Origin of the sequence: Enterobacter sp. GER_MD16_1505_Eko_090, from assembly GCF_003331015.1 — a bacterium.
In the GTDB taxonomy this organism is placed as follows: Bacteria; Pseudomonadota; Gammaproteobacteria; order Enterobacterales; family Enterobacteriaceae; genus Enterobacter; species Enterobacter roggenkampii.
Genome location: NZ_PUQF01000019.1, coordinates 1 through 19,683 on the forward strand (window position 1 = coordinate 1; position 19,683 = coordinate 19,683).

Consider the following 19,683-nt stretch of genomic DNA (forward strand, 5'->3'; position numbering starts at 1 on the left):
TCGAACCCCCGATACGTTGCCGTATACACACTTTCCAGGCGTGCTCCTTCAGCCACTCGGACACCTCACCATATTGTTTTGCTGCCTGACCGCGTGGGGGGCAACGGGGCGCTACTATAGGGAGTTGCGCTGACACGGTCAAGCAGATTTTCAGCTTTAGTGCCTGTTCGGTTAAGCAATAATCAGCTCCACGGTTTTTACGCCGCGGAGCAGGGGATTAACGCTGTGAATCGAGCACTTCGCTGTTTTTAACCACTTCCTGTGCTTTGCTGTAGCTTTCGATCAGCAGCTGATAAGCCGGGAAGATGTGGGTGTACACTTCCGCCCACTCCGCCGCATCTTCACGGTTCCAGGTACGCTGGATCTCAGAGGCCACCGCCGCCGTATCCATCGGGACCACACCGGCCTGTACAACGCGCGCCAGCGTGATCTCCTGCGCCATTTTGCTGTAGGTGCCGGAGGCATCAATCACCGCAAACACCTTATACCCGTCCGCCACCGCGCTGATCGACGGGAAGGCCATGCAGACGCTGGTAATGGTACCCGCAATGATCAACGTCTTACGCCCGGTGGCTTTTACCGCCGCCACGAATTCCGGGTTATCCCAGGCGTTGATCTCGCCTTTACGGGCAACATATTGCGCATGCGGCGCGTTGGCGTGGATCTCCGGGATAAGCGGTCCGTTCGGCCCTTGCGGGACGGATGCGGTGGTGATCACCGGGATCTTCGCCAGGGTAGCGATTTTTGCCAGCGCTGCCGCACGGGCACGCAGTTCCGGCATTGGCATATCACCAACGGTCTGGAACAGACCGCTCTGGTGATCGATAAGGAGCATCACAGCATCGTTCACATCGATGACCGGACGGGTTCCATTAAAGTTCGCAGGTGTAGACATGTTCTTCTCCTTTATTACGTTCAGAGCTGGCCGAAGCGGCCGGAATTGAAATCACGAATGGCTTCGTTGATTTCGGTTTTACTGTTCATCACAAACGGGCCATAGCCCACGATCGGTTCATTCAGCGGCTCGCCGGCCATCAGCAGCACTTTTGCATCGCTGTTCGCTTCCAGGTGCAGTTTGTCGCCTTCCTGACTTAACACGACCAGCTGGGCTTCACCCGCCTGAGCGGTACCGTTTACCGTGATGCTGCCTTCAAGCACGACCAGCGCCGTGCTCCAGCCTTCCGGCTGAGCGAGCGTCAGATGGCTTCCCTGGTTCAGCGCGATGTCCCAGACGTTGAGCGGCGAGAAGGTGTGCGCCGGGCCGGTCACCGTGTCGTAGCGACCGGCAATAACCCGCAGCGTTCCACCGTCGTCAGGCAGCGTCACTACCGGGATGTCGGCTTTCGTGATGCTCTGGTAGCCCGGTGCGGCCATCTTGTCTTTCGCCGGCAGGTTGACCCAAAGCTGCATCATTTTGAGTTCTCCGCCTTTTTGCGAGAACGCGCTGGAGTGGAACTCCTCGTGCAAAATGCCTGCGCCGGCGGTCATCCACTGCACGTCGCCGGGGCCAATGACGCCGCCTTTCCCCGTGGAGTCGCGATGCTCCACTTCACCGGCATAGACGAGAGTGACCGTCTCAAAACCCCGGTGAGGGTGTTGGCCGACGCCGCGTTTCGCACCGTCTGCCGGAAAGGTGTACGGGCCCGCGTAGTCCAGCAGCAGGAACGGGCTGAGCGGCTCGCCGTGCGTCTGATAAGAGAACATTGAACGGACCGGGAAACCGTCGCCCACCCAGTGCTGACGTGGCGCGGTATAAACGCCAGTGATGTTTTTCATGATTAACTCCTGATGTTCTGTTGATGTAATTAGCTTATATTCAGGGTTAATATCCCGGTAGATAGTGAAAATGGCATTCACTGTTCTGAAAATAGAACGATGAGGATTTATGCAGGATCTCAATGACTTCGTCTGGTTTGTGAAGGTGGTGGAGTACGGGGGGTTTGCGGCGGCGGGAAGGGCGCTTGACCAACCCAAGTCCAAACTGAGCCGCAGGATTGCGCAGCTGGAGGAGCGGCTTGGCGTACGGTTGATACAGCGCACGACGCGGCAGTTTACGGTGACGGAAGTGGGGCACACTTTCTATCAGCACTGTAAGGCAATGCTGATAGAAGCAGAAGCGGCAGAGGAGGCCGTTGCTGCGCTGCAGGCTGAGCCGCGCGGCGTCGTCAGGATCACCTGTCCCGTCACGTTACTGCACGTCCACGTGGGACCGATGCTGGCGCGGTTTATGGCGCGCTACCCCGGGATTAATCTCCAGCTTGAGGCCACCAATCGTCGGGTCGATCTTGTTGGCGAAGGTATTGATGTGGCTATCCGCGTGCGTCCGCGTCCGTTTGATGACAGCGATCTGGTGTTAAGGGTGCTGGCTGACAGGGGGCATTGCCTGGTGGCAAGTCCGCAGTTGATTGAATGTATGGGTAAACCGCGAATGCCTTCCGAGCTCAGTGAATGGCCTGGATTAAGTATGGGGGCCGGTAAACAGGTGCATAAATGGGAGCTCAGTGGTCCAGAAGGGGCGAAAGCGGAGATCCACTACGCACCGCGCTTTATTACCACCGACATGCTGGCATTGCGGGAAGCAGCGATGGCGGGCGTGGGCGTTGTACAGTTGCCGATATTGATGGTGAAGGATCAGCTTGCGTCAGGGGAACTGGTACGGGTGCTGGACGCGTGGGAACCCCGACGGGAAGTGATTCACGCGGTTTATCCTTCGCGGCGCGGCATGCTGCCGTCGGTCAGGACGCTGGTGGATTTTCTGACTGAAGAGTATGCGAAGATGGTGGAGGAGTAGCTTTTTGTAGGTTGGGTAAGCGCAGCGCCACCCGACATAAAGAGCGCAGGGAGTTTCAAGGTTCGAATTCCCCCCTTTCGGAGAATATAAAAGAAAAAAGCCCGTACTTTCGTACGAGCTCTCATCTCAAATATGGCGGTGAGGGGGGGATTGACTCGCTTCGCTCGCCCTGCGGGCAGCCTGTTCGCGACGCTCACAGTCTGTCCAACTGGCTGTCGCCAGTTGTCGAACCCCGGTCGGGGATTCTCATCCCCCCTGCATGCGTGCAATATGCGAAAAAAAAGCCCGCATTTTCATGCGAGCTCTTCTTTAAATATGGCGGTGAGGGGGGGATTGACTCGCTTCGCTCGCCCTGCGGGCAGCCTGTTCGCGACGCTCACAGTCTGTCCAACTGGCTGTCGCCAGTTGTCGAACCCCGGTCGGGGATTCTCATCCCCCCTGCATGCGTGCAATATGCGAAAAAAAAGCCCGCATTTTCATGCGAGCTCTTCTTTAAATATGGCGGTGAGGGGGGGATTCGAACCCCCGATACGTTGCCGTATACACACTTTCCAGGCGTGCTCCTTCAGCCACTCGGACACCTCACCATATTGTCATCCCGTTGTTGACGGGACGGGCGCTAATGTAAGGAAAAGCCGAACTGCCGTCAACTCACTTTTTCAGTAAATTAGCGCGTTTAGACAAACTTCAGGCAACATGATTCTTAATTGTGCTGAAAGCGTCTTTTTTATCAGCAACACAGCCGCGCAATAAATTTGTTATGCTGACAACCTCGTTAAAAAGCAAAATAAATCAGCGCAATAAAAGGCAGGAATGACTATGGATATACTTTTCTATCACCCCACGTTTGATACGGCCTACTGGATCGAGGCGCTCACGGCAGCTTTACCCGGCGCACGCGTTCGCGAGTGGAAGCGTGGAGATAACGAACATGCTGACTATGCGCTGGTCTGGCATCCGCCGGTAGAAATGCTCCAGGGCCGTAAGCTGAAGGCCGTTTTTGCCCTGGGGGCGGGCGTGGATTCCATTCTGAGCAAGCTGAAGGCGCACCCTGACATGCTGCCGGAAGCGATTCCCCTGTTCCGCCTGGAAGATACCGGCATGGGCCAGCAGATGCAGGAATATGCCGTCAGCCAGGTGCTGCACTGGTTCCGCCGCTTTGATGACTATCAGGCCTTTAAACAGCAGGCCCACTGGGAGCCGCTGCCGGATTACCGTCGCGAAGACTTTACGATCGGCATCCTCGGTGCGGGCGTGCTGGGCTCAAAAGTGGCTGAAGCCCTCGCTCCGTGGGGCTTCCCGCTGCGCTGCTGGAGCCGCAGCCGTAAGGACTATCCGGGCGTAGAGAGCTTTGCCGGAACGGATGAGCTTCCGGCCTTTCTGAACGGCACGCGCGTGCTGATCAACCTGCTGCCCAACACGGCGGAAACGGTAGGGATCATCAATGAAACCTTGCTCAACCAGTTAGCCGATCAGAGCTACCTGATGAACCTGGCGCGCGGGGTGCATCTGGTCGAGCCCGATCTGCTGAAGGCGCTGGACAGCGGAAAGCTAAAAGGCGCCATGCTGGATGTCTATAGCCGTGAGCCGCTGCCGGTGGAAAGCCCACTGTGGGCACATCCGCGCGTGGCGATGACCCCGCACGTGGCCGCCGTGACGCGTCCGGCAGAAGCGGTGGCGTACATATCTCATACCATCAGCGAAATGGAAAAGGGTAACGCGGTCACCGGCCAGGTTGACAGACAGCGCGGCTACTGAGAGAAACCCGGCGTTCGCCGGGTTTTTGCTAATATTCGCCGCTGATAACTGCTATCCTTTGGAAAAACCGCAGAGGAGAGAGAGATGTATCCCGTTGACCTGCATATGCACACCGTCGCCAGTACCCACGCGTATAGTAACCTCCATGATTATATTGCCCAGGCGAAGCTGAAAGGCATTAAGCTGTTCGCGATCACCGATCATGGTCCGGACATGGCGGATGCGCCGCACTACTGGCATTTTGTGAATATGCGGATCTGGCCACGTCTGGTGGACGGCATTGGGATACTGCGCGGCATCGAGGCGAATATCAAAAATACCGACGGTGAGATCGACTGCACCGGGCCGATGCTGACGTCTCTGGATCTTATCCTCGCCGGTTTCCACGAGCCGGTTTTTGCACCTCAGGATAAAGAGACCAACACCGCGGCGATGATTGCCACCATTGCCAGCGGCAATGTGCACATTATCAGCCACCCCGGCAACCCGAAGTACCCGATTGATATTCAGGCTGTCGCGCAGGCGGCAGCGAAGCACCGCGTGGCGCTGGAGATTAACAACTCCTCCTTTGTTCACTCGCGCAAGGGCAGTGAAGCCAACTGCCGCGAAGTGGCCGCCGCCGTACGCGATGCGGGCGGCATGGTGGCGTTGGGTTCGGATTCCCATACCGCCTTTACGCTGGGTGATTTCAGCGAGTGCCTGAAAGTGCTCAATGACGTTAACTTCCCGGAAGCGCAAATCCTGAACGTGACTCCGCGCCGCATGCTCGATTTCCTCGAATCGCGCGGCATGGAGCCGATTGCCGAATTTGCCGATCTTTAATTGTGTAATGGAATAATAAAAATGAACGAGTTTTCCATCCTTTGCCGCGTGCTGGGTACGCTCTATTATCGCCAGCCGCAAGACCCGCTGTTGGTTCCGCTCTTTACGTTGATTCGTGAAGGTAAGCTGGCGGAGAACTGGCCGCTGGAACAGGATGATTTACTGGCGCGTCTGCAAAAAAGCTGCGACATGCAGCAGATTGCGTCCGATTACAATGCGCTGTTCGTCGGCGATGAGTGCCGCGTTTCGCCATACCGTTCTGCCTGGCAGGAAGGGGCGACGGAAGCGGAAGTCCGTGCTTTCCTCTCCACGCGCGGTATGCCGCTGAGCGATACGCCTGCGGATCATATCGGTACGCTGCTGCTGGCCGCTTCCTGGATTGAAGATAACGCCGGGGATGATGAGAACGAAGCCATCGAAACGCTTTTCGAAACGTACCTGCTGCCGTGGGTCGGAACATTCCTTGGGAAAGTCGAAGCCCACGCCGCCTCGCCATTCTGGAGAACGCTGGCACCGCTGACCCGCGACGCAATTGCGGCGATGTGGGATGAGCTGGAAGAAGAGAACGAAGAGTGATTTAGATCACATAAATCCTGCAACGCCGCATTTCAATTTGCACATAATGTGCTTCTGATCGCATTTCTATGGTGCGCTTCTGCTAAGATGCGCGCCATGAACATATTACTTTGTATCGCAATAACAACAGGCATTCTCTCCGGGCTCTGGGGATGGGTGGCCGTGTCTCTCGGATTGCTCAGCTGGGCTGGATTCCTTGGCTGTACGGCCTATTTCGCCTGCCCGCAGGGGGGCGTCAAAGGGCTCTTTATCTCAGGCTGCACGCTAATGAGCGGGGTTATCTGGGCGCTGGTGATCATGAAAGGCAGCGCGCTGGCGCCGCATCTGGAGATGCTGGGGTACATTATGACGGGCGTTGTTGCCTTCCTGATGTGTATTCAGGCTAAGCATCTCCTGCTTTCGTTTGTGCCGGGCACCTTTATCGGGGCGTGCGCGACCTTTGCAGGGCAGGGTGACTGGAAGCTGGTGGTGCCTTCCCTGGCGCTGGGGTTGCTGTTTGGCTATGCCATGAAAAACAGCGGTCTTTGGCTGGCGTCGCGGCGGGAAAAAGCGCAAGACATCACGGCGGTGAGCGAATAAAAAAAGGCGAGATAATCATCTCGCCTTTTTTATGCGCTTCCTGTCAGGATTCCGGAGGGACTGACATATCGCGGTATTTCACCAGTATCGGGTTCTGCACGTCTGCTTTGTTTTGCAGATCCCACAGCCCGCGGTCAATACCGTCGTTGATTAAGAAGATCACGCCGGTTTCAATGGCCGACATCAGACACATCATGACCGGCTCGTTAGAGGTGTAGCCAATTTCACCCTCCAGCAAACGCTGGTAATCGATGAAGCGGAATACCCCTGCCTGAACTTCATAAGACAGGATGGTTTTGCTGGTGTTCACCGAAGAGAGCACTTCGCCTGTACTGACGTTGACCACACGCAGGTTAACGGCGATTTGGTCGAGCTGGTACTGGGTATCCGCACCGATACCGAAGTACCGCGCGCCCGCACCACCCGATTTAACGTTACTTTCGTAACCAATAATCGATCCTTCAATCATCACGTTCGCTGCCGCCAGAGATTCCAGAGGCGTGCGGTTATTGGCCGCGACGGTACCATTCTCCTGTGCGGCACGAATGATTTTCCGTTCATTCAACAGGTTCTGAAGACCCTGACGTTCCAGCGGAATAAACCAGTGCGAATCCTTGAGCGCGGTAACCAGCATCGCGGTGGCACTTTGCGGCACGGCCGTGGAGAAGTTACTTGCCGGGTAAGGCTTAAATTGCCCGGTTTCATCCTGAATGTTGTATACGGAGACAAATATTTTCCCCGTTGGAGCAGGTAAATGCGTTAAATCACGATAACTCTGGGCCCGAGGCATTAATGTTGGTTTTGCAGCTTCTTTAGGTGGAGCAGTTAAACAACCGCTCAATAAGCACACTGCAACAAATATCAGGAAGCGCTGCATGATCGTTGTCCTTATTTAGCTATTGTTTAAAAGTCAGTTGAATTACTTTGTAGACCGGAAACCTGAATAGTGGAGATCCTTCCGGTTTTACGATCGGTCACGTTCAGCTGAAGCTGTCCATCAGTGTTGGCGATATCAACGATAAAATCGTTGGTCACCATCCGGCCGGGTTTGCCGGTATTAATGTTGGTCAGTAACCCGCCTAAAATCTGCGACTGGATAGCCTGAGTGAAGTTGTCCAGTGCGGATGGGGTATCAACGCTAAAATCCTTTAAGCTTGGGTCCTTATAGGAGTTTTGCGCCTGCGCTTCATTCAGCAGAAAGGCGCCGTTGTTAGGGTTACCGCCAAAGTTAGGGTTACGGAACTGAAACGTCATATTTCCGGCCCAGCTTATAGGTGTTATTAGCATTATCGAAACAACTGCATATGCAATACGCATGACAGCCTCCGCATATCGGTTCGCTAGAACTCGTCTTTAGCTAAATCGCTGGTGCTTAATAGGGCTTTATCTATTTGCAGGCGATTAATAGCGTCTTCTGATTGGGCCAGTGCCAGGGCTACGTTTTTATCGAAGTCCATTTTAGTGGGGAATAAAAACGTTTGATAAATAACGTACTGATTGGCCGTTATTGTTATCCAACTTCCCCATCGTGCACTGGGCCGCTCGTTGATTGTTATATTTCCGGTATAAGTACTGTCCCATTTGTCACTGAAGGCTCGATAAAAACTGTGCCCGACCGATGAGACAGTGTGGTCTGTTAACAATCCGGGAACTTCGACCTCGACGGCCTTCAGATTCCCGGCAGCGAGCAGGAAACTCGCTGCGGCGATCCAACTCAACGTGCGCTTCATGTGATTAACGCCTGAGGTTATCGTTTGCCCACGAAACTGCCTGAGTTCGGTTTTTTACAGCTATCTTCTTGAAAAGATTATAAAGGTGCGTCTTTACCGTATTTTCGCTGATAAATAACGAACGGGCGATTTCAATATTTGAAGCACCAATGCGTAACTTATTCAGGATCTCTTTCTCACGGTGCGTGAGCAGTGCTGACTCTGAGCTGTTATAGCGATAATTTCCGGAGTGCGTGATGAGGTAGCTGGCCAGCTTTTGCGAAAAATAACACTCTCCGCGCAATATGCCTTGCAGACCCTCAACTACCCGGTCTTCTTCTTCCGTGACGTAGAACACGCCATTGATATGCGGCCAGCTTTCAATATCCCTGAAAGGATATTCATCAGGCGTATTCAATAATAGCACGCGGATATTATTGTTTTTCCTGCTTAAAATATCTTGCCAGTAATGGATGAGCTTTTTATCAGCCTCCATCATATCGAACAGAATGATGCTGCCAGGTGCAATATCATCAAAAGAACGTTGAATATTATGCAATTTCCCGTTCAGTGATAAAGATTGCTTTAAATGTTGTAATAACGCTGTCGCTTGCAAAGAAGGTTTTGTGATCAACAGTAATGTATGACCATGTAAACTATGGACTTCATTATACATGATGAAACCCCACTTTTTTTTGGCACCTGGCAGCTGTCCTCCTGTTTAATAGAGGACACCAGAAGTACTGACAGATGTTGCACTGCTGTGTGTAGAATCAGACCATAACCTCCACGGGGAGGTAAATATAAAACCAATTTCGTACATCTAATTTCAATCTAGCTTTTACGAAGTTTAAAGCAAGTGTTAAACATGTAACCGAATGTAAAAATCAATATTAATTTGTGAAAATCACTTGTGATGAATGGCGAGAAATGATGAGAAAGTTGTACATCTAAATAGAGATGCACAGTTTTTAAAAATCATACAAATATTTATATATCATTGATTCTTAGGTATATTTATTATTTTATGCGAACGATAAAACAGTATGAGGTACAGATTATTTCTAAGCCCATAAATGCGCGGTTGTCTGGCTTAAGAAAACGGGCTTCGTGTCACGACTGTGAAAAAGTGTCCTTCTGCCGTTACGTTTAAACAACGCGAGAAGACGCGTGGACAGCCTTCGCCTCGTTGTACAACCTGATTGTTGGACAGGGGAAATAAAAAATATAAGCTGGCCTGAGTAAAGTGATTTTTGTCGTAAATTACGACTTTGTGGTGATCCGAAAAATAAAAATAAGCCGCGCGGGTGAGATATTTAAAATGTTTCAGCGGACATACTCTTCACCGTAACGACGCGTTAACACAATACGCATCGTTTTTACAAGTAACACGGTTATAGGTTATGGCGTGATTAAATAACCAGGTCCAGGGTGACAACATGAAATACACATCGTTATTTATGGTGTTTACATTACTGGGTGCGCCTGGATTTGTAACCGCAGCGAATTCAGATTTAGCCAATGCTGAATATAATTTTGCGGTTAACGAATTAAGTCTTTCATCACTCAATCAGGCAGCCATTATTGGTCAACAGGGTGTTTTTAATGACGCTCAGGTTCGCCAGGAAGGTTCAAAACTCTTGTCCATTGTTTCACAGGATGGGGCGGGCAACAGAGCAAGAGTTGATCAATCAGGGAGTTACAATATAGCCTGGATCGATCAGAGCGGTACCGCGAATGATGCAGGTATTACGCAAGAGGGATACGGTAATAGCGCGAAAATTATCCAGAAAGGGTCGGGTAATAGAGCAAATATTACGCAGTACGGTACGCAGAAAACCGCAGTTGTAGTGCAGAAACAGTCGCAAATGGCGATTAACGTTATTCAACATTAGCGCATTCGCGACGATTTTAATCAATCCGATGGGGGTTTACCATGAAATTTCTCAAAGTGGCAGCGCTTGCAGCAATCGTAGTTTCTGGTAGTGCTATGGCGGGTTCTATTAATCAGGGCGGCTGGGGCCATGGGCATGGTCATGGCGGATACAGTGGCCCAAATTCAACCCTGAATATTTATCAGGACGGTGGCGGTAACTCCGCGGTTGCTCTGCAGACAGACGCCAGAAATTCCGTGCTGAATATTACCCAGAAAGGTGGCGGTAACGGCGCTGACGTTGGTCAGGGTTCTGATGACAGTAAAATCAACCTGACCCAGAAAGGATTTGGCAACAGTGCAACACTGGATCAGTGGAACAGCAAAAAATCTGTTATGAACGTTAGCCAGTCCGGCGGCTTTAACGGCGCCCTCGTCGACCAGACTGCCTCTAACTCTACTGTCAACGTTACCCAGATTGGCTTTGGTAACCACGCGACAGCTCATCAGTACTGATACTGAAATCTGTGCTACAAAAAAACAGGGCTGATGCCCTGTTTTTTTTCGGGAGTTCATCATGAATACCTTAATTCTTCTTGCCGCGCTTTCCAGCCAGATAACTTTCAAAACGTCGCAGCAGGAAAATATGACCACCATTATTCCTCAGGTCACCCTGGCGCAGCCGTGTGATTGTCAGGTTCAGATTGTTTCCGTTCGGGAAGGGCAGGGGGGACAAAGTTCGTCCCGACAGCAAAATACCCTTTTTATACCCGCTAATCAGACGATTGATTTAATGCGCCTGAGTTTAAATATTAATGCGGGAGACACGGTAAAAATCGTTGTCACCGTTTCAGACGGTAAATCGCTTCATTTATCACAGCAGTGGTCGCCAGCGGAACGTTCGCTTTAATCATTCATGAAATCAATGTGTTGCGAATGTGGCGGGTCTGTGCCGTTGAGCTATGCTGATATCAGGGATCAGGTCATTATGTTCCTTAACGTGAGACTTCGTTTGTCATAATGAAGTGCGTTTACCCCTCAAGGACGATTTTCATTGAGGAGTACCGATAATGAACCACTCTTTCGCTCGACTCGTGACGGGTCTGGGCCTGATTGTTTCTGTTTTTAGCCTCCCGGTTTATTCGGCTACCATTGTGAACGGTGGCGTTATTCATTTTCGCGGTGCCATTGTTGCAGACCCCTGTGAAGTTACGCCGCAGCAAAGACAGTTTGCTATGTCCTGTCCGGATAATAATCGTATGCAAACGCGCATGGTCAGTTATGAAGAGGCGCTTAATGGCAAAGTGTCCGATTCAGATCTGGTGTCGCTCCGCATGAAATACCTTAACCCTGAAAAAACGCTCGCGGTTGTCGAAATCCAGTATCGATAGCGTTCTCTCTTCCGCTTTGTGCGGAAGAGGATTTTTTCTGATAGTTTTTTCTCCCGGGCAGCCCTGCGATACACTTAATAAAAAGGCGGGTTGCAGAGGGGCTTTATGAAACCGCAAATTGAAGTTATTCATGGTGATATTACGACCATGCACGTCGACGTCATCGTCAATGCGGCCAATTCCTCCCTGATGGGGGGAGGCGGTGTGGACGGCGCTATCCACCGGGCTGCCGGACCGCAGCTGCTGGAAGCCTGCAAAACCGTACGGCAACAGCAGGGCGAATGTCCTCCCGGCCATGCGGTCATTACGCTTGCGGGCGATCTGCCTGCCAAAGCGGTGATCCACGCCGTAGGGCCTGTCTGGCATGGTGGCGATCGGCACGAGGCGAGTATTCTGGAAGAGGCTTACCGGAACTGTCTGCGGCTGGCTGCCGACAACGGCTATAAAACAATGGCGTTCCCGGCCATCAGTACCGGGGTGTATGGCTATCCTAAGGCGGCTGCCGCTACGATCGCCGTCGACACCGTTTACCGCTATCTGTCGCTAAAACCGATGCCTGAGAAAGTTATCTTTGTCTGTTTCGATGAAGAAACCACCCACCTTTATCAACGGTTGCTGACCCAGCGCGGGCAGGAACTGGACACCTGAAGCAACCGCGGCGCACTGAGTGCGCCGCGGTTGTTTATGAGGCTTTTACCTGAGGTTTTCCTGAGAAGAGGAAACGCAAAAGCGGGATCCGCAGGTGGATTTCATAGAGCACGATCGCAATCCCCACGACAAACACCAGACCGGTAAAGAAGCCCAGCGTGTTAGAGGCGATATGCGGGGTGATGTAAGCCCCGAAGAAGAGCGTGAGCGGGTGATGCACCAGATAAATAAACAGCGACGCATTCACGAAGTAGGTCACGCGGCTGGACTTAAAGTTCAGCAGGCGGTGGCCGAGCGCGAATACTACGTTCACCATCCATAAACCCAGCAGCATGGTGATCACGCTTTCCGTTTCGTACATCCAGGCGTCACCGCTCCCGTAGCGCTGGTTCAGCAGATAGGCCGCGAACGCGATGGCCGCACCTACAGCACACCACGGTGACGGGGTAGTAAACAGCGCTTTCAGCTTCGGGTAAATAAACGCCAGCGCGCCAATTAAAAAGAACGGAATGTAGAAAAGGGACTGCATCACCACAAAATTAAACAGGCCGTCGCTCAGTATCGGTGGATAGACGATAAACAGGATGCGTCTCACCGCGGCGTAAGCGATACCCAACAGCAAGAAGAGCACCGACAGTTTGCCCAGCGTAACGGTGGCGAAAAAGGCGTCAGCTCTCGAACTCAGGTGGTGACGCAGGCGGCTGAAAATGAACAGGCTCACCGTAGTGAGCACCACCAGGACCAGCAGGAACCACAGGTGAGACACCAGCTCCCAGACCAGCGTATTGTACTTTTCATACAGTGACAGATTCGGCCAGTTTTCCGCTTTGCCTTTGACGTACTGCAGCATAATGAACTGAGGCAGCGTCAGTAGCGGAATCGCGGTCAGCATGGGGATCCCCACGCGCTCGACGCGCACCTTCCACCAGCGTTTAAGCGGGTATCGCAGAAACAGCATGTAAGAGAAATAGCCGGAGATGACAAAAAACACCTGCATACGGAAGGCGTGAATAAAGTCATTAAACAGCGTCAGCCACCAGGAGGGCATCTGGCTATTCACATGCCAGGTGTGGCTGGAGTAAATCAGTGATATGTGAAAAGGGATCCCCAATAGCATCAGCCATGCCCGGATCGAGTCGAGGAAATATTCACGTTCTGTTGGTGTTGTGCTCATATAACGTTGTGCATTCTCAGACTTTTCGTCTTATCCCTAAGACTCATAATGGTTACATTCGAAAGCAACCCTACACCAAGACCGACACCCTGTCTCCAGGATAAGCACGCAAAGTGAATAATGGGTTCTTTCATTTGCTTAATCCATGAGCCAGCAGCTGAACAAAGCAGTGATAATGTTGTCGGATTGCCTGAGTTTCCATTAAAATGGATCGGATCGATATAAGCACACAAAGGGGGAAGTGCTTACTTATTATGAAACATAAACCACAGATGATGAAAATGCGTTGGTTAGGTGCTGCAGTGGTGTTATCACTGTATACCTCATCGGCACTGGCCTTTAACATCGACGATGTCGCAAAACAGGCAAAATCGATGGCTGGCAAGAGCTACGAAGCGCCGAAAAGTAACTTGCCCTCCGTTTTCCGCGATATGAAATATGCGGACTATCAGCAGATCCAGTTCAATCACGACAAAGCCTACTGGAGCAACATCAAGACCCCGTTCAAGCTTGAGTTTTATCATCAGGGTATGTATTTCGACACGCCTGTTGCCATCAACGAAGTGACGGCCACAGCGGTACGTAAGATCAAATACAGCCCGGATTACTTCAATTTTGGCAATGTGCAACACGATAAAGATACGGTGAAAGACCTGGGCTTCGCAGGCTTTAAGGTGCTTTACCCGATCAACAGCAAAGATAAAAACGACGAAATCGTCAGCATGCTTGGTGCCAGCTATTTCCGCGTGATTGGCGCGGGGCAGGTATACGGGCTTTCTGCGCGCGGACTGGCGATTGATACCGCGCTGCCATCAGGTGAAGAATTCCCACGTTTCCGTGAGTTCTGGATTGAACGTCCAAAACCAACGGATAAACGTCTGACCATTTACGCGCTGCTGGATTCACCGCGTGCGACCGGCGCCTATCGCTTTGTGATTATGCCGGGTCGTGACACCGTGGTTGACGTGCAGTCCAAGGTTTACCTGCGTGATAAAGTGGGCAAACTGGGCGTTGCACCACTGACCAGCATGTTCCTGTTTGGGCCGAACCAGCCGTCTCCGGCCACTAACTTCCGCCCGGAACTGCACGACTCCAACGGTCTGTCTATTCATGCCGGTAACGGAGAGTGGATCTGGCGTCCGCTTAACAACCCGAAACATCTGGCGGTGAGCAGCTTCGCGATGGAAAACCCGCAAGGTTTTGGCCTGCTGCAGCGTGGCCGTCAGTTCTCCCGCTTTGAAGATTTGGACGACCGCTATGACCAGCGTCCAAGCGCCTGGGTCACGCCAAACGGTGACTGGGGTAAAGGTAAGGTTGAGCTGGTTGAGATTCCAACCAACGACGAAACCAACGATAACATCGTGGCTTACTGGACGCCGGATCAGCTGCCGGAAGCCGGTAAAGAGATGAACTTCAAGTACACCATCACCTTCAGCCGCGACGAAGATAAGCTGCATGCGCCGGATAACGCGTATGTGATGCAGACTCGCCGTTCAACGGGTGATGTGAAGCAGTCTAATCTTATCCGTCAGCCTGACGGTACCGTGGCCTTTGTCGTGGACTTTACAGGCCAGGATATGAAGAAACTGTCACCGGACACCGCCGTTGCCGCTCAGGCCAGCATCGGTGATAACGGTGAAATCGTTGAAAATACCGTGCGTTACAACCCGGTAACCAAAGGCTGGCGTCTGACCCTGCGCGTGAAAGTGAAAGATCCGAAACAGACCACTGAAATGCGTGCTGCGCTGGTCAGTAACGATCAGCCGCTGAGTGAAACCTGGAGCTATCAGCTACCTGCCAATGAATAATACATCTGAATATATTGATGCCATGCCGCTGACGGATATCGAAAAAGCGGCACTGCCTAAGAGCGACATCCGCGCGGTTCACACCGCGCTGGATGGTGAACATCGTCAGTTTTCCCGTGATGATGATACGCCGCTGGGGTCAGTAAAGGCACGTCTGGAGCAGGCCTGGCCGGACTCGCTGGCAGAAGGGCAATTGATTAAAGACGACGAAGGGCGCGATCAGCTTCAGGCGATGCCGAAGGCCACGCGTTCCTCAATGTTCCCCGATCCGTGGCGCACCAACCCGGTGGGCCGCTTCTGGGATCGCCTGCGCGGGCGTGATGTGACGCCGCGCTATCTGTCACGCCTGACGAAAGAAGAGCAGGCTTCCGAACAGAAATGGCGTACCGTGGGGACCCTCCGTCGCTACATCCTGCTGCTGTTGACGCTGGCGCAGACGGTCGTCGCGACCTGGTATATGAAAACCATCCTGCCGTATCAGGGCTGGGCGTTCATCAACCCGATGGACATGATGGGCCAGGATCTCTGGGTCTCCTTCATGCAGCTGCTGCCGTATATCCTGCAGAGCGGCATCCTTCTGCTGTTCGCGGTTCTCTTCTGCTGGGTCTCGGCCGGTTTCTGGACCGCGCTGATGGGCTTCCTGCAGCTGCTGATGGGGCGTGACAAATACAGCATTTCGGCGTCAACGGTCGGGGATGAACCCCTCAATCCTGAGCACCGTACCGCGCTGATTATGCCTATCTGTAACGAAGACGTTGACCGCGTGTTTGCGGGCCTGCGTGCCACCTGGGAGTCCGTGAAGGCGACCGGCAACGCGGAGCATTTTGACGTTTACATCCTGAGCGACAGTTACAACCCGGATATCTGCGTGGCAGAACAAAAAGCGTGGATGGAGCTGATTGCAGAAGTGCAGGGCGAAGGGCAGATCTTCTACCGTCGCCGCCGCCGTCGCGTGAAGCGTAAAAGCGGTAACATCGATGACTTCTGCCGCCGCTGGGGTAACCAGTACAGCTACATGGTGGTGCTGGATGCTGACTCCGTCATGAGCGGTGACTGCCTGAGCGGTCTGGTGCGTCTGATGGAAGCCAACCCGAACGCGGGTATCATTCAGTCTTCACCAAAAGCGTCGGGAATGGACACGCTCTATGCGCGCTGTCAGCAGTTCGCCACCCGTGTTTACGGGCCGCTGTTCACGGCAGGTCTGCACTTCTGGCAGCTGGGTGAATCCCACTACTGGGGTCACAACGCCATCATCCGCGTGAAGCCGTTCATTGAGCACTGTGCGCTGGCGCCGCTGCCGGGCGAGGGTTCGTTTGCCGGTTCTATTCTGTCACATGACTTCGTGGAAGCGGCGCTGATGCGTCGTGCTGGCTGGGGCGTCTGGATTGCCTACGACCTGCCGGGATCGTACGAAGAGCTGCCGCCGAACCTGCTGGACGAGCTCAAGCGTGACCGCCGCTGGTGTCACGGTAACCTGATGAACTTCCGCCTGTTCCTGGTGAAAGGGATGCACCCGGTTCACCGCGCGGTGTTCCTGACGGGCGTGATGTCGTATCTCTCCGCACCGCTGTGGTTTATGTTCCTTGCGCTCTCCACAGCGCTGCAGGTCGTCCATGCCCTGACGGAGCCGCAATACTTCCTGCAGCCGCGCCAGCTGTTCCCGGTGTGGCCGCAGTGGCGTCCGGAACTGGCGATTGCGCTGTTTGCCTCCACCATGGTGCTGCTGTTCCTGCCTAAGCTGCTCAGCATCATCCTGATCTGGTGCAAAGGCTCGAAAGAGTACGGCGGTTTCTTCCGCGTGACCCTTTCACTGCTGCTGGAAGTGCTGTTCTCCGTGCTGCTGGCACCGGTGCGTATGCTGTTCCACACCGTTTTCGTGGTCAGTGCGTTCCTGGGCTGGGAAGTGGTCTGGAACTCACCGCAGCGTGATGACGACTCCACGCCGTGGAGCGAAGCCTTTATGCGCCATGGTTCTCAGCTGCTGCTGGGTCTGGTGTGGGCGGCAGGGATGGCGTGGCTGGATCTGCGCTTCCTGTTCTGGCTGGCGCCGATTGTCTTCTCGCTGATCCTGTCGCCGTTTGTCTCCGTCATCTCCAGCCGTTCGACGGTGGGGCTGCGGACCAAACGCTGGAAGCTGTTCCTGATCCCGGAAGAGTATTCCCCGCCGCAGGTGCTGGTAGACACCGATCGTTATCTCGAGCAGAACCGCAATCGCACGCTGGATGACGGCTTTATGCACGCCGTGTTTAACCCGTCATTCAACGCCCTGGCGACGGCAATGGCGACGGCGCGTCACCGTGCCAGCCAGGTGCTGGAGATTGCCCGCGATCGTCACGTTGAGCAGGCGCTGAACGAGACCCCGGAAAAACTCAACCGTGACCGTCGTCTGGTCCTGTTGAGCGACCCGGTTACGATGGCGCGTCTTCACTACCGCGTATGGTCCGCTCCGGAGAGATACTCTTCGTGGGTAAACTACTATAAAGAACTGAAGCTGAACCCGCTGGCGTTGAAGGCGAAGTAAGTGGTTAAGTAGGGCAGGTAAGCGAAGCACCTCCCGCCAACTAAAATACCGGCATAATCGCCGGTATTTTTTTAGAGGTTACTCATGAGAATCATCATCGTCGTTCTGATGGCATGCCTGCTCAGCGGCTGCGGCAGCATCATCAGCCGCACCATTCCAGGGCAGGGCCACGGGAATCAGTATTACCCGGGTGTGAAATGGGATCTCCGAGACTCCGCATGGCGCTACCTCACCGTGCTGGATCTGCCATTCTCGCTAATTTTCGACACGCTGCTGCTGCCGATCGATGCCAGCCACGGCCCTTACGAGTAGCGTAAATTAACGCTCGTCCCACTCATCGGCTGCGGTTTGACCTTCTTCCGTATCCAGCGGTGGCTCGAGCTGAAATTCGCCCTCATCCCACTCGTGCAATGTATTCTCTTCCAGCCATTCCTGCCGCAGTTCGATTTCATCATAGTCGCCATCAAAGACGGCCTGCGCACCATCACCGCTCAGGACCGGCAGGCATTCCCCTTCTTCACCTTCATCGGCAAAGAATTCGGCCTGCCACATAATATCCCCATCCTGCAGAACGTATTTCTGGATATTAAGTTGTTGCACGTCAGCATCTTCTTCTTCAACGCCGGGGTTGTCGGCGAGGAACTCTTCACGAGCGGCATCAATAGCTTCTTCCAGCGTGGCGTACATGGTCATTGGTGTCTCCCTGTTTTCCAGAAGGTTTCAGGGAAAGAATAGCTTAATATCCGATTCTGCAAGTATGAATGCGAAAATAAGCGTCAGGCGTTCGTCTTATTCCGCCACTGGCCGTAGCGCGCGGGATAAACTGAACCACGAATAAATTGCATTAAACAGTACCACGCCCGCCGTCACGATAAAGACGGCGCGAAAACCGAAGCTGGCGGAGATGCTCGCCCCGAGAAGCGGTCCGGTGACGTTACCGATGTCGCGAAATGACTGGTTATAGCTGAAGATCCGCCCGGCAATCTGGTTCGTGGAGTTGTAAACCAGCAGGGTCTGTACGGCGGGCAGCAAGGCCCCGTCTGCGGCACCAAGCAAAAAGCGAAGTAAGCCCAGCTGCCACGGAGAGTGCACCATCGACATGGGGATCAGCAGCAGGACGGAGATCACCAGCGCACAGATCAGAATTTTTTCCGGACCGACGCGGTCCCCCAGTTTCCCCAGCCTCGGCGCGCTAAGCAGCGCCGCCACCCCGGGGACGGACGCAATCAGCCCGCTAATAAACGCGATATTGCTGACGTTGCCCGCCAGATCGCGGATGTACAGCGTGAGGATAGGGGCAATCGATCCGGTTGCGACCTGAATAATCAGGGTCGTCACGAACAGGCTTAGCACCAGTCTGGGATTTTTAAGCGAGGTCAGCACCTCCCTGGCGTGTAGCATCTCTTTCTTCGCAACGGGGGTGAAGTTTTCCCGAATACAGAGCAGGGTGACAACAAAGCACAGGAACAGCACGCAGGCGGTGATAAAGAACACCGGACGCAGGCCATAACTATCGGCCATGAGTCCGCCGGCCAGTGGCCCCAGCAGGGCACCGCTTACGCCGCCGGTTGAGAGTGTGCCCAGCGCCCAGCCGCTCTTATGGCGAGGAATTTGCGTGGCAATCAGGGCATTGGCATTGGGAATAAATCCTCCCAGCAAACCCAGCAACGCACGCAAAATCAGGAACTGCCAGACGTTCTGCGCCACGCCCATCAGCGCCATGATAATGGCCATCCCCAGCGCCGAGCGCAGCAGCATGATTTTACGCCCCTTGCGGTCGGCAAGGCCGCCCCAGAAGGGCGAGGCTATCGCGGAGAACAGGAACGTGATGCTGAATACCAGGCCGGACCACATATTGAGCGCGCTATGGCCCGTCACGCCCAGCTGTTCAACATAGAGCGGCAGAAAAGGCATGACCAGGCTAAACGCCGCGCCGGTGAGAAAACAGCCAAGCCACGCAACCGTGAGGTTACGCTTCCAGTTTATGGGGGCATCTGAAGGTGACATAACAATCCGCATAATGAGGTGCTGGG

Annotated in this window: 22 protein-coding genes, 1 tRNA gene and 2 other RNA genes; 13 read left to right on the plus strand and 12 right to left on the minus strand. The window is 53.6% G+C overall.

Annotated features, from left to right (window positions below; genetic code table 11):
- Positions 1 to 217 precede the first annotated feature (217 nt).
- Both C6A40_RS19285 and C6A40_RS19290 read right to left on the minus strand, forming a co-directional pair.
- Positions 218 to 895 carry an isochorismatase family protein gene (locus tag C6A40_RS19285; protein WP_008503510.1) on the minus strand — a complete coding sequence of 226 codons (678 nt, stop codon included), beginning with the start codon at positions 893 to 895 and terminating at the stop codon, positions 218 to 220.
- A 20-nt stretch (positions 896 to 915) separates the two neighbouring features.
- Positions 916 to 1,776, minus strand: a complete 861-nt coding sequence (locus C6A40_RS19290; RefSeq protein WP_045334690.1) for a pirin family protein — start codon at positions 1,774 to 1,776, stop codon at positions 916 to 918.
- 109 nt (positions 1,777 to 1,885) lie between these two features.
- On the opposite strand from C6A40_RS19290, the gene C6A40_RS19295 reads away from it, so the two are divergent.
- On the plus strand, positions 1,886 to 2,791 hold the full coding sequence (locus C6A40_RS19295; protein ID WP_045334688.1) for a LysR family transcriptional regulator: 906 nt from the start codon (positions 1,886 to 1,888) through the stop codon (positions 2,789 to 2,791).
- Positions 2,792 to 2,924: 133 nt separating this feature from the next.
- Here the strand turns inward: C6A40_RS19295 and C6A40_RS19300 are convergent.
- The 3 genes from C6A40_RS19300 to C6A40_RS19310 all read right to left on the minus strand — a co-directional run bounded on the left by C6A40_RS19300 (position 2,925) and on the right by C6A40_RS19310 (position 3,378).
- A non-coding RNA gene (locus tag C6A40_RS19300) (RtT sRNA) lies at positions 2,925 to 3,061 on the minus strand.
- 46 nt (positions 3,062 to 3,107) lie between these two features.
- A non-coding RNA gene (locus tag C6A40_RS19305) (RtT sRNA) lies at positions 3,108 to 3,244 on the minus strand.
- Positions 3,245 to 3,290: 46 nt separating this feature from the next.
- Positions 3,291 to 3,378 (minus strand) — tRNA-Ser (locus C6A40_RS19310).
- 232 nt (positions 3,379 to 3,610) lie between these two features.
- Here C6A40_RS19310 and ghrA point away from each other — a divergent pair.
- The 4 genes from ghrA to C6A40_RS19330 all read left to right on the plus strand — a co-directional run bounded on the left by ghrA (position 3,611) and on the right by C6A40_RS19330 (position 6,526).
- Positions 3,611 to 4,549, plus strand: coding sequence for a glyoxylate/hydroxypyruvate reductase GhrA (gene ghrA / locus C6A40_RS19315; RefSeq protein ID WP_021240795.1), 939 nt, complete (start codon positions 3,611 to 3,613; stop codon positions 4,547 to 4,549).
- Between the two features lie 84 nt (positions 4,550 to 4,633).
- A complete protein-coding gene (locus C6A40_RS19320; protein ID WP_008500850.1) occupies positions 4,634 to 5,371 on the plus strand; it encodes a phosphatase in 738 nt (245 codons plus the stop codon).
- A gap of 21 nt (positions 5,372 to 5,392) precedes the next feature.
- Entirely contained in the window at positions 5,393 to 5,947 is a 555-nt protein-coding gene (locus tag C6A40_RS19325; RefSeq protein WP_058657464.1) for a TorD/DmsD family molecular chaperone, read from the plus strand.
- A gap of 96 nt (positions 5,948 to 6,043) precedes the next feature.
- Complete coding sequence (locus tag C6A40_RS19330; RefSeq protein ID WP_072203727.1) at positions 6,044 to 6,526, plus strand: DUF1097 domain-containing protein; 483 nt, start codon at positions 6,044 to 6,046, stop codon at positions 6,524 to 6,526.
- 43 nt (positions 6,527 to 6,569) lie between these two features.
- On the opposite strand, the gene csgG is transcribed toward C6A40_RS19330, so the two are convergent.
- Genes csgG through csgD form a run of 4 tightly spaced genes read right to left on the minus strand, consistent with a single transcriptional unit; the run spans position 6,570 to position 8,911 of the window.
- Positions 6,570 to 7,403: a curli production assembly/transport protein CsgG gene (csgG, locus tag C6A40_RS19335; RefSeq protein ID WP_021240792.1), complete on the minus strand. Its 834-nt coding sequence runs from the start codon at positions 7,401 to 7,403 to the stop codon at positions 6,570 to 6,572.
- A 26-nt stretch (positions 7,404 to 7,429) separates the two neighbouring features.
- The gene (gene csgF, locus C6A40_RS19340) at positions 7,430 to 7,843 is read right to left on the minus strand and encodes a curli production assembly/transport protein CsgF (protein ID WP_008500846.1); all 414 of its coding nucleotides are present in this window, start codon (positions 7,841 to 7,843) and stop codon (positions 7,430 to 7,432) included.
- Between the two features lie 23 nt (positions 7,844 to 7,866).
- Positions 7,867 to 8,256, minus strand: a complete 390-nt coding sequence (csgE, locus tag C6A40_RS19345; RefSeq protein ID WP_008500845.1) for a curli production assembly/transport protein CsgE — start codon at positions 8,254 to 8,256, stop codon at positions 7,867 to 7,869.
- A 4-nt stretch (positions 8,257 to 8,260) separates the two neighbouring features.
- Positions 8,261 to 8,911 (minus strand): biofilm master transcriptional regulator CsgD, encoded by a 651-nt coding sequence (csgD, locus tag C6A40_RS19350; RefSeq protein ID WP_021240790.1) that lies wholly within the window; start codon positions 8,909 to 8,911, stop codon positions 8,261 to 8,263.
- A gap of 763 nt (positions 8,912 to 9,674) precedes the next feature.
- On the opposite strand from csgD, the gene csgB reads away from it, so the two are divergent.
- The 5 genes from csgB to ymdB all read left to right on the plus strand — a co-directional run bounded on the left by csgB (position 9,675) and on the right by ymdB (position 12,147).
- Positions 9,675 to 10,130, plus strand: coding sequence for a curli minor subunit CsgB (gene csgB, locus C6A40_RS19355; RefSeq protein ID WP_008500843.1), 456 nt, complete (start codon positions 9,675 to 9,677; stop codon positions 10,128 to 10,130).
- A gap of 41 nt (positions 10,131 to 10,171) precedes the next feature.
- Positions 10,172 to 10,624, plus strand: coding sequence for a curli major subunit CsgA (gene csgA, locus C6A40_RS19360; RefSeq protein ID WP_008500842.1), 453 nt, complete (start codon positions 10,172 to 10,174; stop codon positions 10,622 to 10,624).
- Between the two features lie 61 nt (positions 10,625 to 10,685).
- A complete protein-coding gene (gene csgC / locus C6A40_RS19365) occupies positions 10,686 to 11,018 on the plus strand; it encodes a curli assembly chaperone CsgC (protein ID WP_023343744.1) in 333 nt (110 codons plus the stop codon).
- Between the two features lie 160 nt (positions 11,019 to 11,178).
- Positions 11,179 to 11,499 carry a type 1 fimbrial protein gene (locus C6A40_RS19370; protein WP_008500840.1) on the plus strand — a complete coding sequence of 107 codons (321 nt, stop codon included), beginning with the start codon at positions 11,179 to 11,181 and terminating at the stop codon, positions 11,497 to 11,499.
- Between the two features lie 105 nt (positions 11,500 to 11,604).
- On the plus strand, positions 11,605 to 12,147 hold the full coding sequence (gene ymdB / locus C6A40_RS19375) for an O-acetyl-ADP-ribose deacetylase (protein WP_045334683.1): 543 nt from the start codon (positions 11,605 to 11,607) through the stop codon (positions 12,145 to 12,147).
- A 34-nt stretch (positions 12,148 to 12,181) separates the two neighbouring features.
- On the opposite strand, the gene mdoC is transcribed toward ymdB, so the two are convergent.
- Complete coding sequence (gene mdoC, locus C6A40_RS19380) at positions 12,182 to 13,321, minus strand: glucans biosynthesis protein MdoC (RefSeq protein ID WP_008500838.1); 1,140 nt, start codon at positions 13,319 to 13,321, stop codon at positions 12,182 to 12,184.
- 254 nt (positions 13,322 to 13,575) lie between these two features.
- On the opposite strand from mdoC, the gene mdoG reads away from it, so the two are divergent.
- The 3 genes from mdoG to C6A40_RS19400 all read left to right on the plus strand — a co-directional run bounded on the left by mdoG (position 13,576) and on the right by C6A40_RS19400 (position 17,962).
- Complete coding sequence (gene mdoG, locus C6A40_RS19390) at positions 13,576 to 15,129, plus strand: glucans biosynthesis protein MdoG (RefSeq protein WP_021240787.1); 1,554 nt, start codon at positions 13,576 to 13,578, stop codon at positions 15,127 to 15,129.
- The gene (mdoH, locus tag C6A40_RS19395; RefSeq protein ID WP_023292800.1) at positions 15,122 to 17,650 is read left to right on the plus strand and encodes a glucans biosynthesis glucosyltransferase MdoH; all 2,529 of its coding nucleotides are present in this window, start codon (positions 15,122 to 15,124) and stop codon (positions 17,648 to 17,650) included. Before mdoG ends, mdoH begins: the two co-directional genes overlap by 8 nt.
- Positions 17,651 to 17,734: 84 nt before the next feature.
- A complete protein-coding gene (locus C6A40_RS19400) occupies positions 17,735 to 17,962 on the plus strand; it encodes a YceK/YidQ family lipoprotein (protein WP_008500835.1) in 228 nt (75 codons plus the stop codon).
- Positions 17,963 to 17,968: 6 nt separating this feature from the next.
- Here the strand turns inward: C6A40_RS19400 and C6A40_RS19405 are convergent, their stop codons facing one another.
- Positions 17,969 to 18,343: a MysB family protein gene (locus C6A40_RS19405; protein ID WP_045334681.1), complete on the minus strand. Its 375-nt coding sequence runs from the start codon at positions 18,341 to 18,343 to the stop codon at positions 17,969 to 17,971.
- A 96-nt stretch (positions 18,344 to 18,439) separates the two neighbouring features.
- Positions 18,440 to 19,657, minus strand: coding sequence for a multidrug efflux MFS transporter MdtG (gene mdtG / locus C6A40_RS19410; RefSeq protein WP_032674519.1), 1,218 nt, complete (start codon positions 19,655 to 19,657; stop codon positions 18,440 to 18,442).
- Between the last annotated feature and the right edge of the window lie 26 nt (positions 19,658 to 19,683).

What these genes read in the sequence shown, in the direction of transcription:
- ymdB (WP_045334683.1), top strand. Translation starts at nt 11,605, where the DNA reads ATGAAACCGCAAATTGAAGTTATTCATGGTGATATTACGACCATGCAC.
- C6A40_RS19325 (WP_058657464.1), top strand. Translation starts at nt 5,393, where the DNA reads ATGAACGAGTTTTCCATCCTTTGCCGCGTGCTGGGTACGCTCTATTAT.
- C6A40_RS19370 (WP_008500840.1), top strand. Translation starts at nt 11,179, where the DNA reads ATGAACCACTCTTTCGCTCGACTCGTGACGGGTCTGGGCCTGATTGTT.
- mdoH (WP_023292800.1), top strand. Translation starts at nt 15,122, where the DNA reads ATGAATAATACATCTGAATATATTGATGCCATGCCGCTGACGGATATC.
- ghrA (WP_021240795.1), top strand. Translation starts at nt 3,611, where the DNA reads ATGGATATACTTTTCTATCACCCCACGTTTGATACGGCCTACTGGATC.
- mdoC (WP_008500838.1), bottom strand. Translation starts at nt 13,321, where the DNA reads ATGAGCACAACACCAACAGAACGTGAATATTTCCTCGACTCGATCCGG.
- mdoG (WP_021240787.1), top strand. Translation starts at nt 13,576, where the DNA reads ATGAAACATAAACCACAGATGATGAAAATGCGTTGGTTAGGTGCTGCA.
- C6A40_RS19290 (WP_045334690.1), bottom strand. Translation starts at nt 1,776, where the DNA reads ATGAAAAACATCACTGGCGTTTATACCGCGCCACGTCAGCACTGGGTG.
- C6A40_RS19320 (WP_008500850.1), top strand. Translation starts at nt 4,634, where the DNA reads ATGTATCCCGTTGACCTGCATATGCACACCGTCGCCAGTACCCACGCG.
- C6A40_RS19400 (WP_008500835.1), top strand. Translation starts at nt 17,735, where the DNA reads ATGAGAATCATCATCGTCGTTCTGATGGCATGCCTGCTCAGCGGCTGC.
- csgC (WP_023343744.1), top strand. Translation starts at nt 10,686, where the DNA reads ATGAATACCTTAATTCTTCTTGCCGCGCTTTCCAGCCAGATAACTTTC.
- mdtG (WP_032674519.1), bottom strand. Translation starts at nt 19,657, where the DNA reads ATGTCACCTTCAGATGCCCCCATAAACTGGAAGCGTAACCTCACGGTT.
- csgF (WP_008500846.1), bottom strand. Translation starts at nt 7,843, where the DNA reads ATGCGTATTGCATATGCAGTTGTTTCGATAATGCTAATAACACCTATA.
- csgB (WP_008500843.1), top strand. Translation starts at nt 9,675, where the DNA reads ATGAAATACACATCGTTATTTATGGTGTTTACATTACTGGGTGCGCCT.
- C6A40_RS19330 (WP_072203727.1), top strand. Translation starts at nt 6,044, where the DNA reads ATGAACATATTACTTTGTATCGCAATAACAACAGGCATTCTCTCCGGG.
- csgA (WP_008500842.1), top strand. Translation starts at nt 10,172, where the DNA reads ATGAAATTTCTCAAAGTGGCAGCGCTTGCAGCAATCGTAGTTTCTGGT.
- C6A40_RS19405 (WP_045334681.1), bottom strand. Translation starts at nt 18,343, where the DNA reads ATGACCATGTACGCCACGCTGGAAGAAGCTATTGATGCCGCTCGTGAA.
- csgD (WP_021240790.1), bottom strand. Translation starts at nt 8,911, where the DNA reads ATGTATAATGAAGTCCATAGTTTACATGGTCATACATTACTGTTGATC.
- csgE (WP_008500845.1), bottom strand. Translation starts at nt 8,256, where the DNA reads ATGAAGCGCACGTTGAGTTGGATCGCCGCAGCGAGTTTCCTGCTCGCT.
- C6A40_RS19285 (WP_008503510.1), bottom strand. Translation starts at nt 895, where the DNA reads ATGTCTACACCTGCGAACTTTAATGGAACCCGTCCGGTCATCGATGTG.
- C6A40_RS19295 (WP_045334688.1), top strand. Translation starts at nt 1,886, where the DNA reads ATGCAGGATCTCAATGACTTCGTCTGGTTTGTGAAGGTGGTGGAGTAC.
- csgG (WP_021240792.1), bottom strand. Translation starts at nt 7,403, where the DNA reads ATGCAGCGCTTCCTGATATTTGTTGCAGTGTGCTTATTGAGCGGTTGT.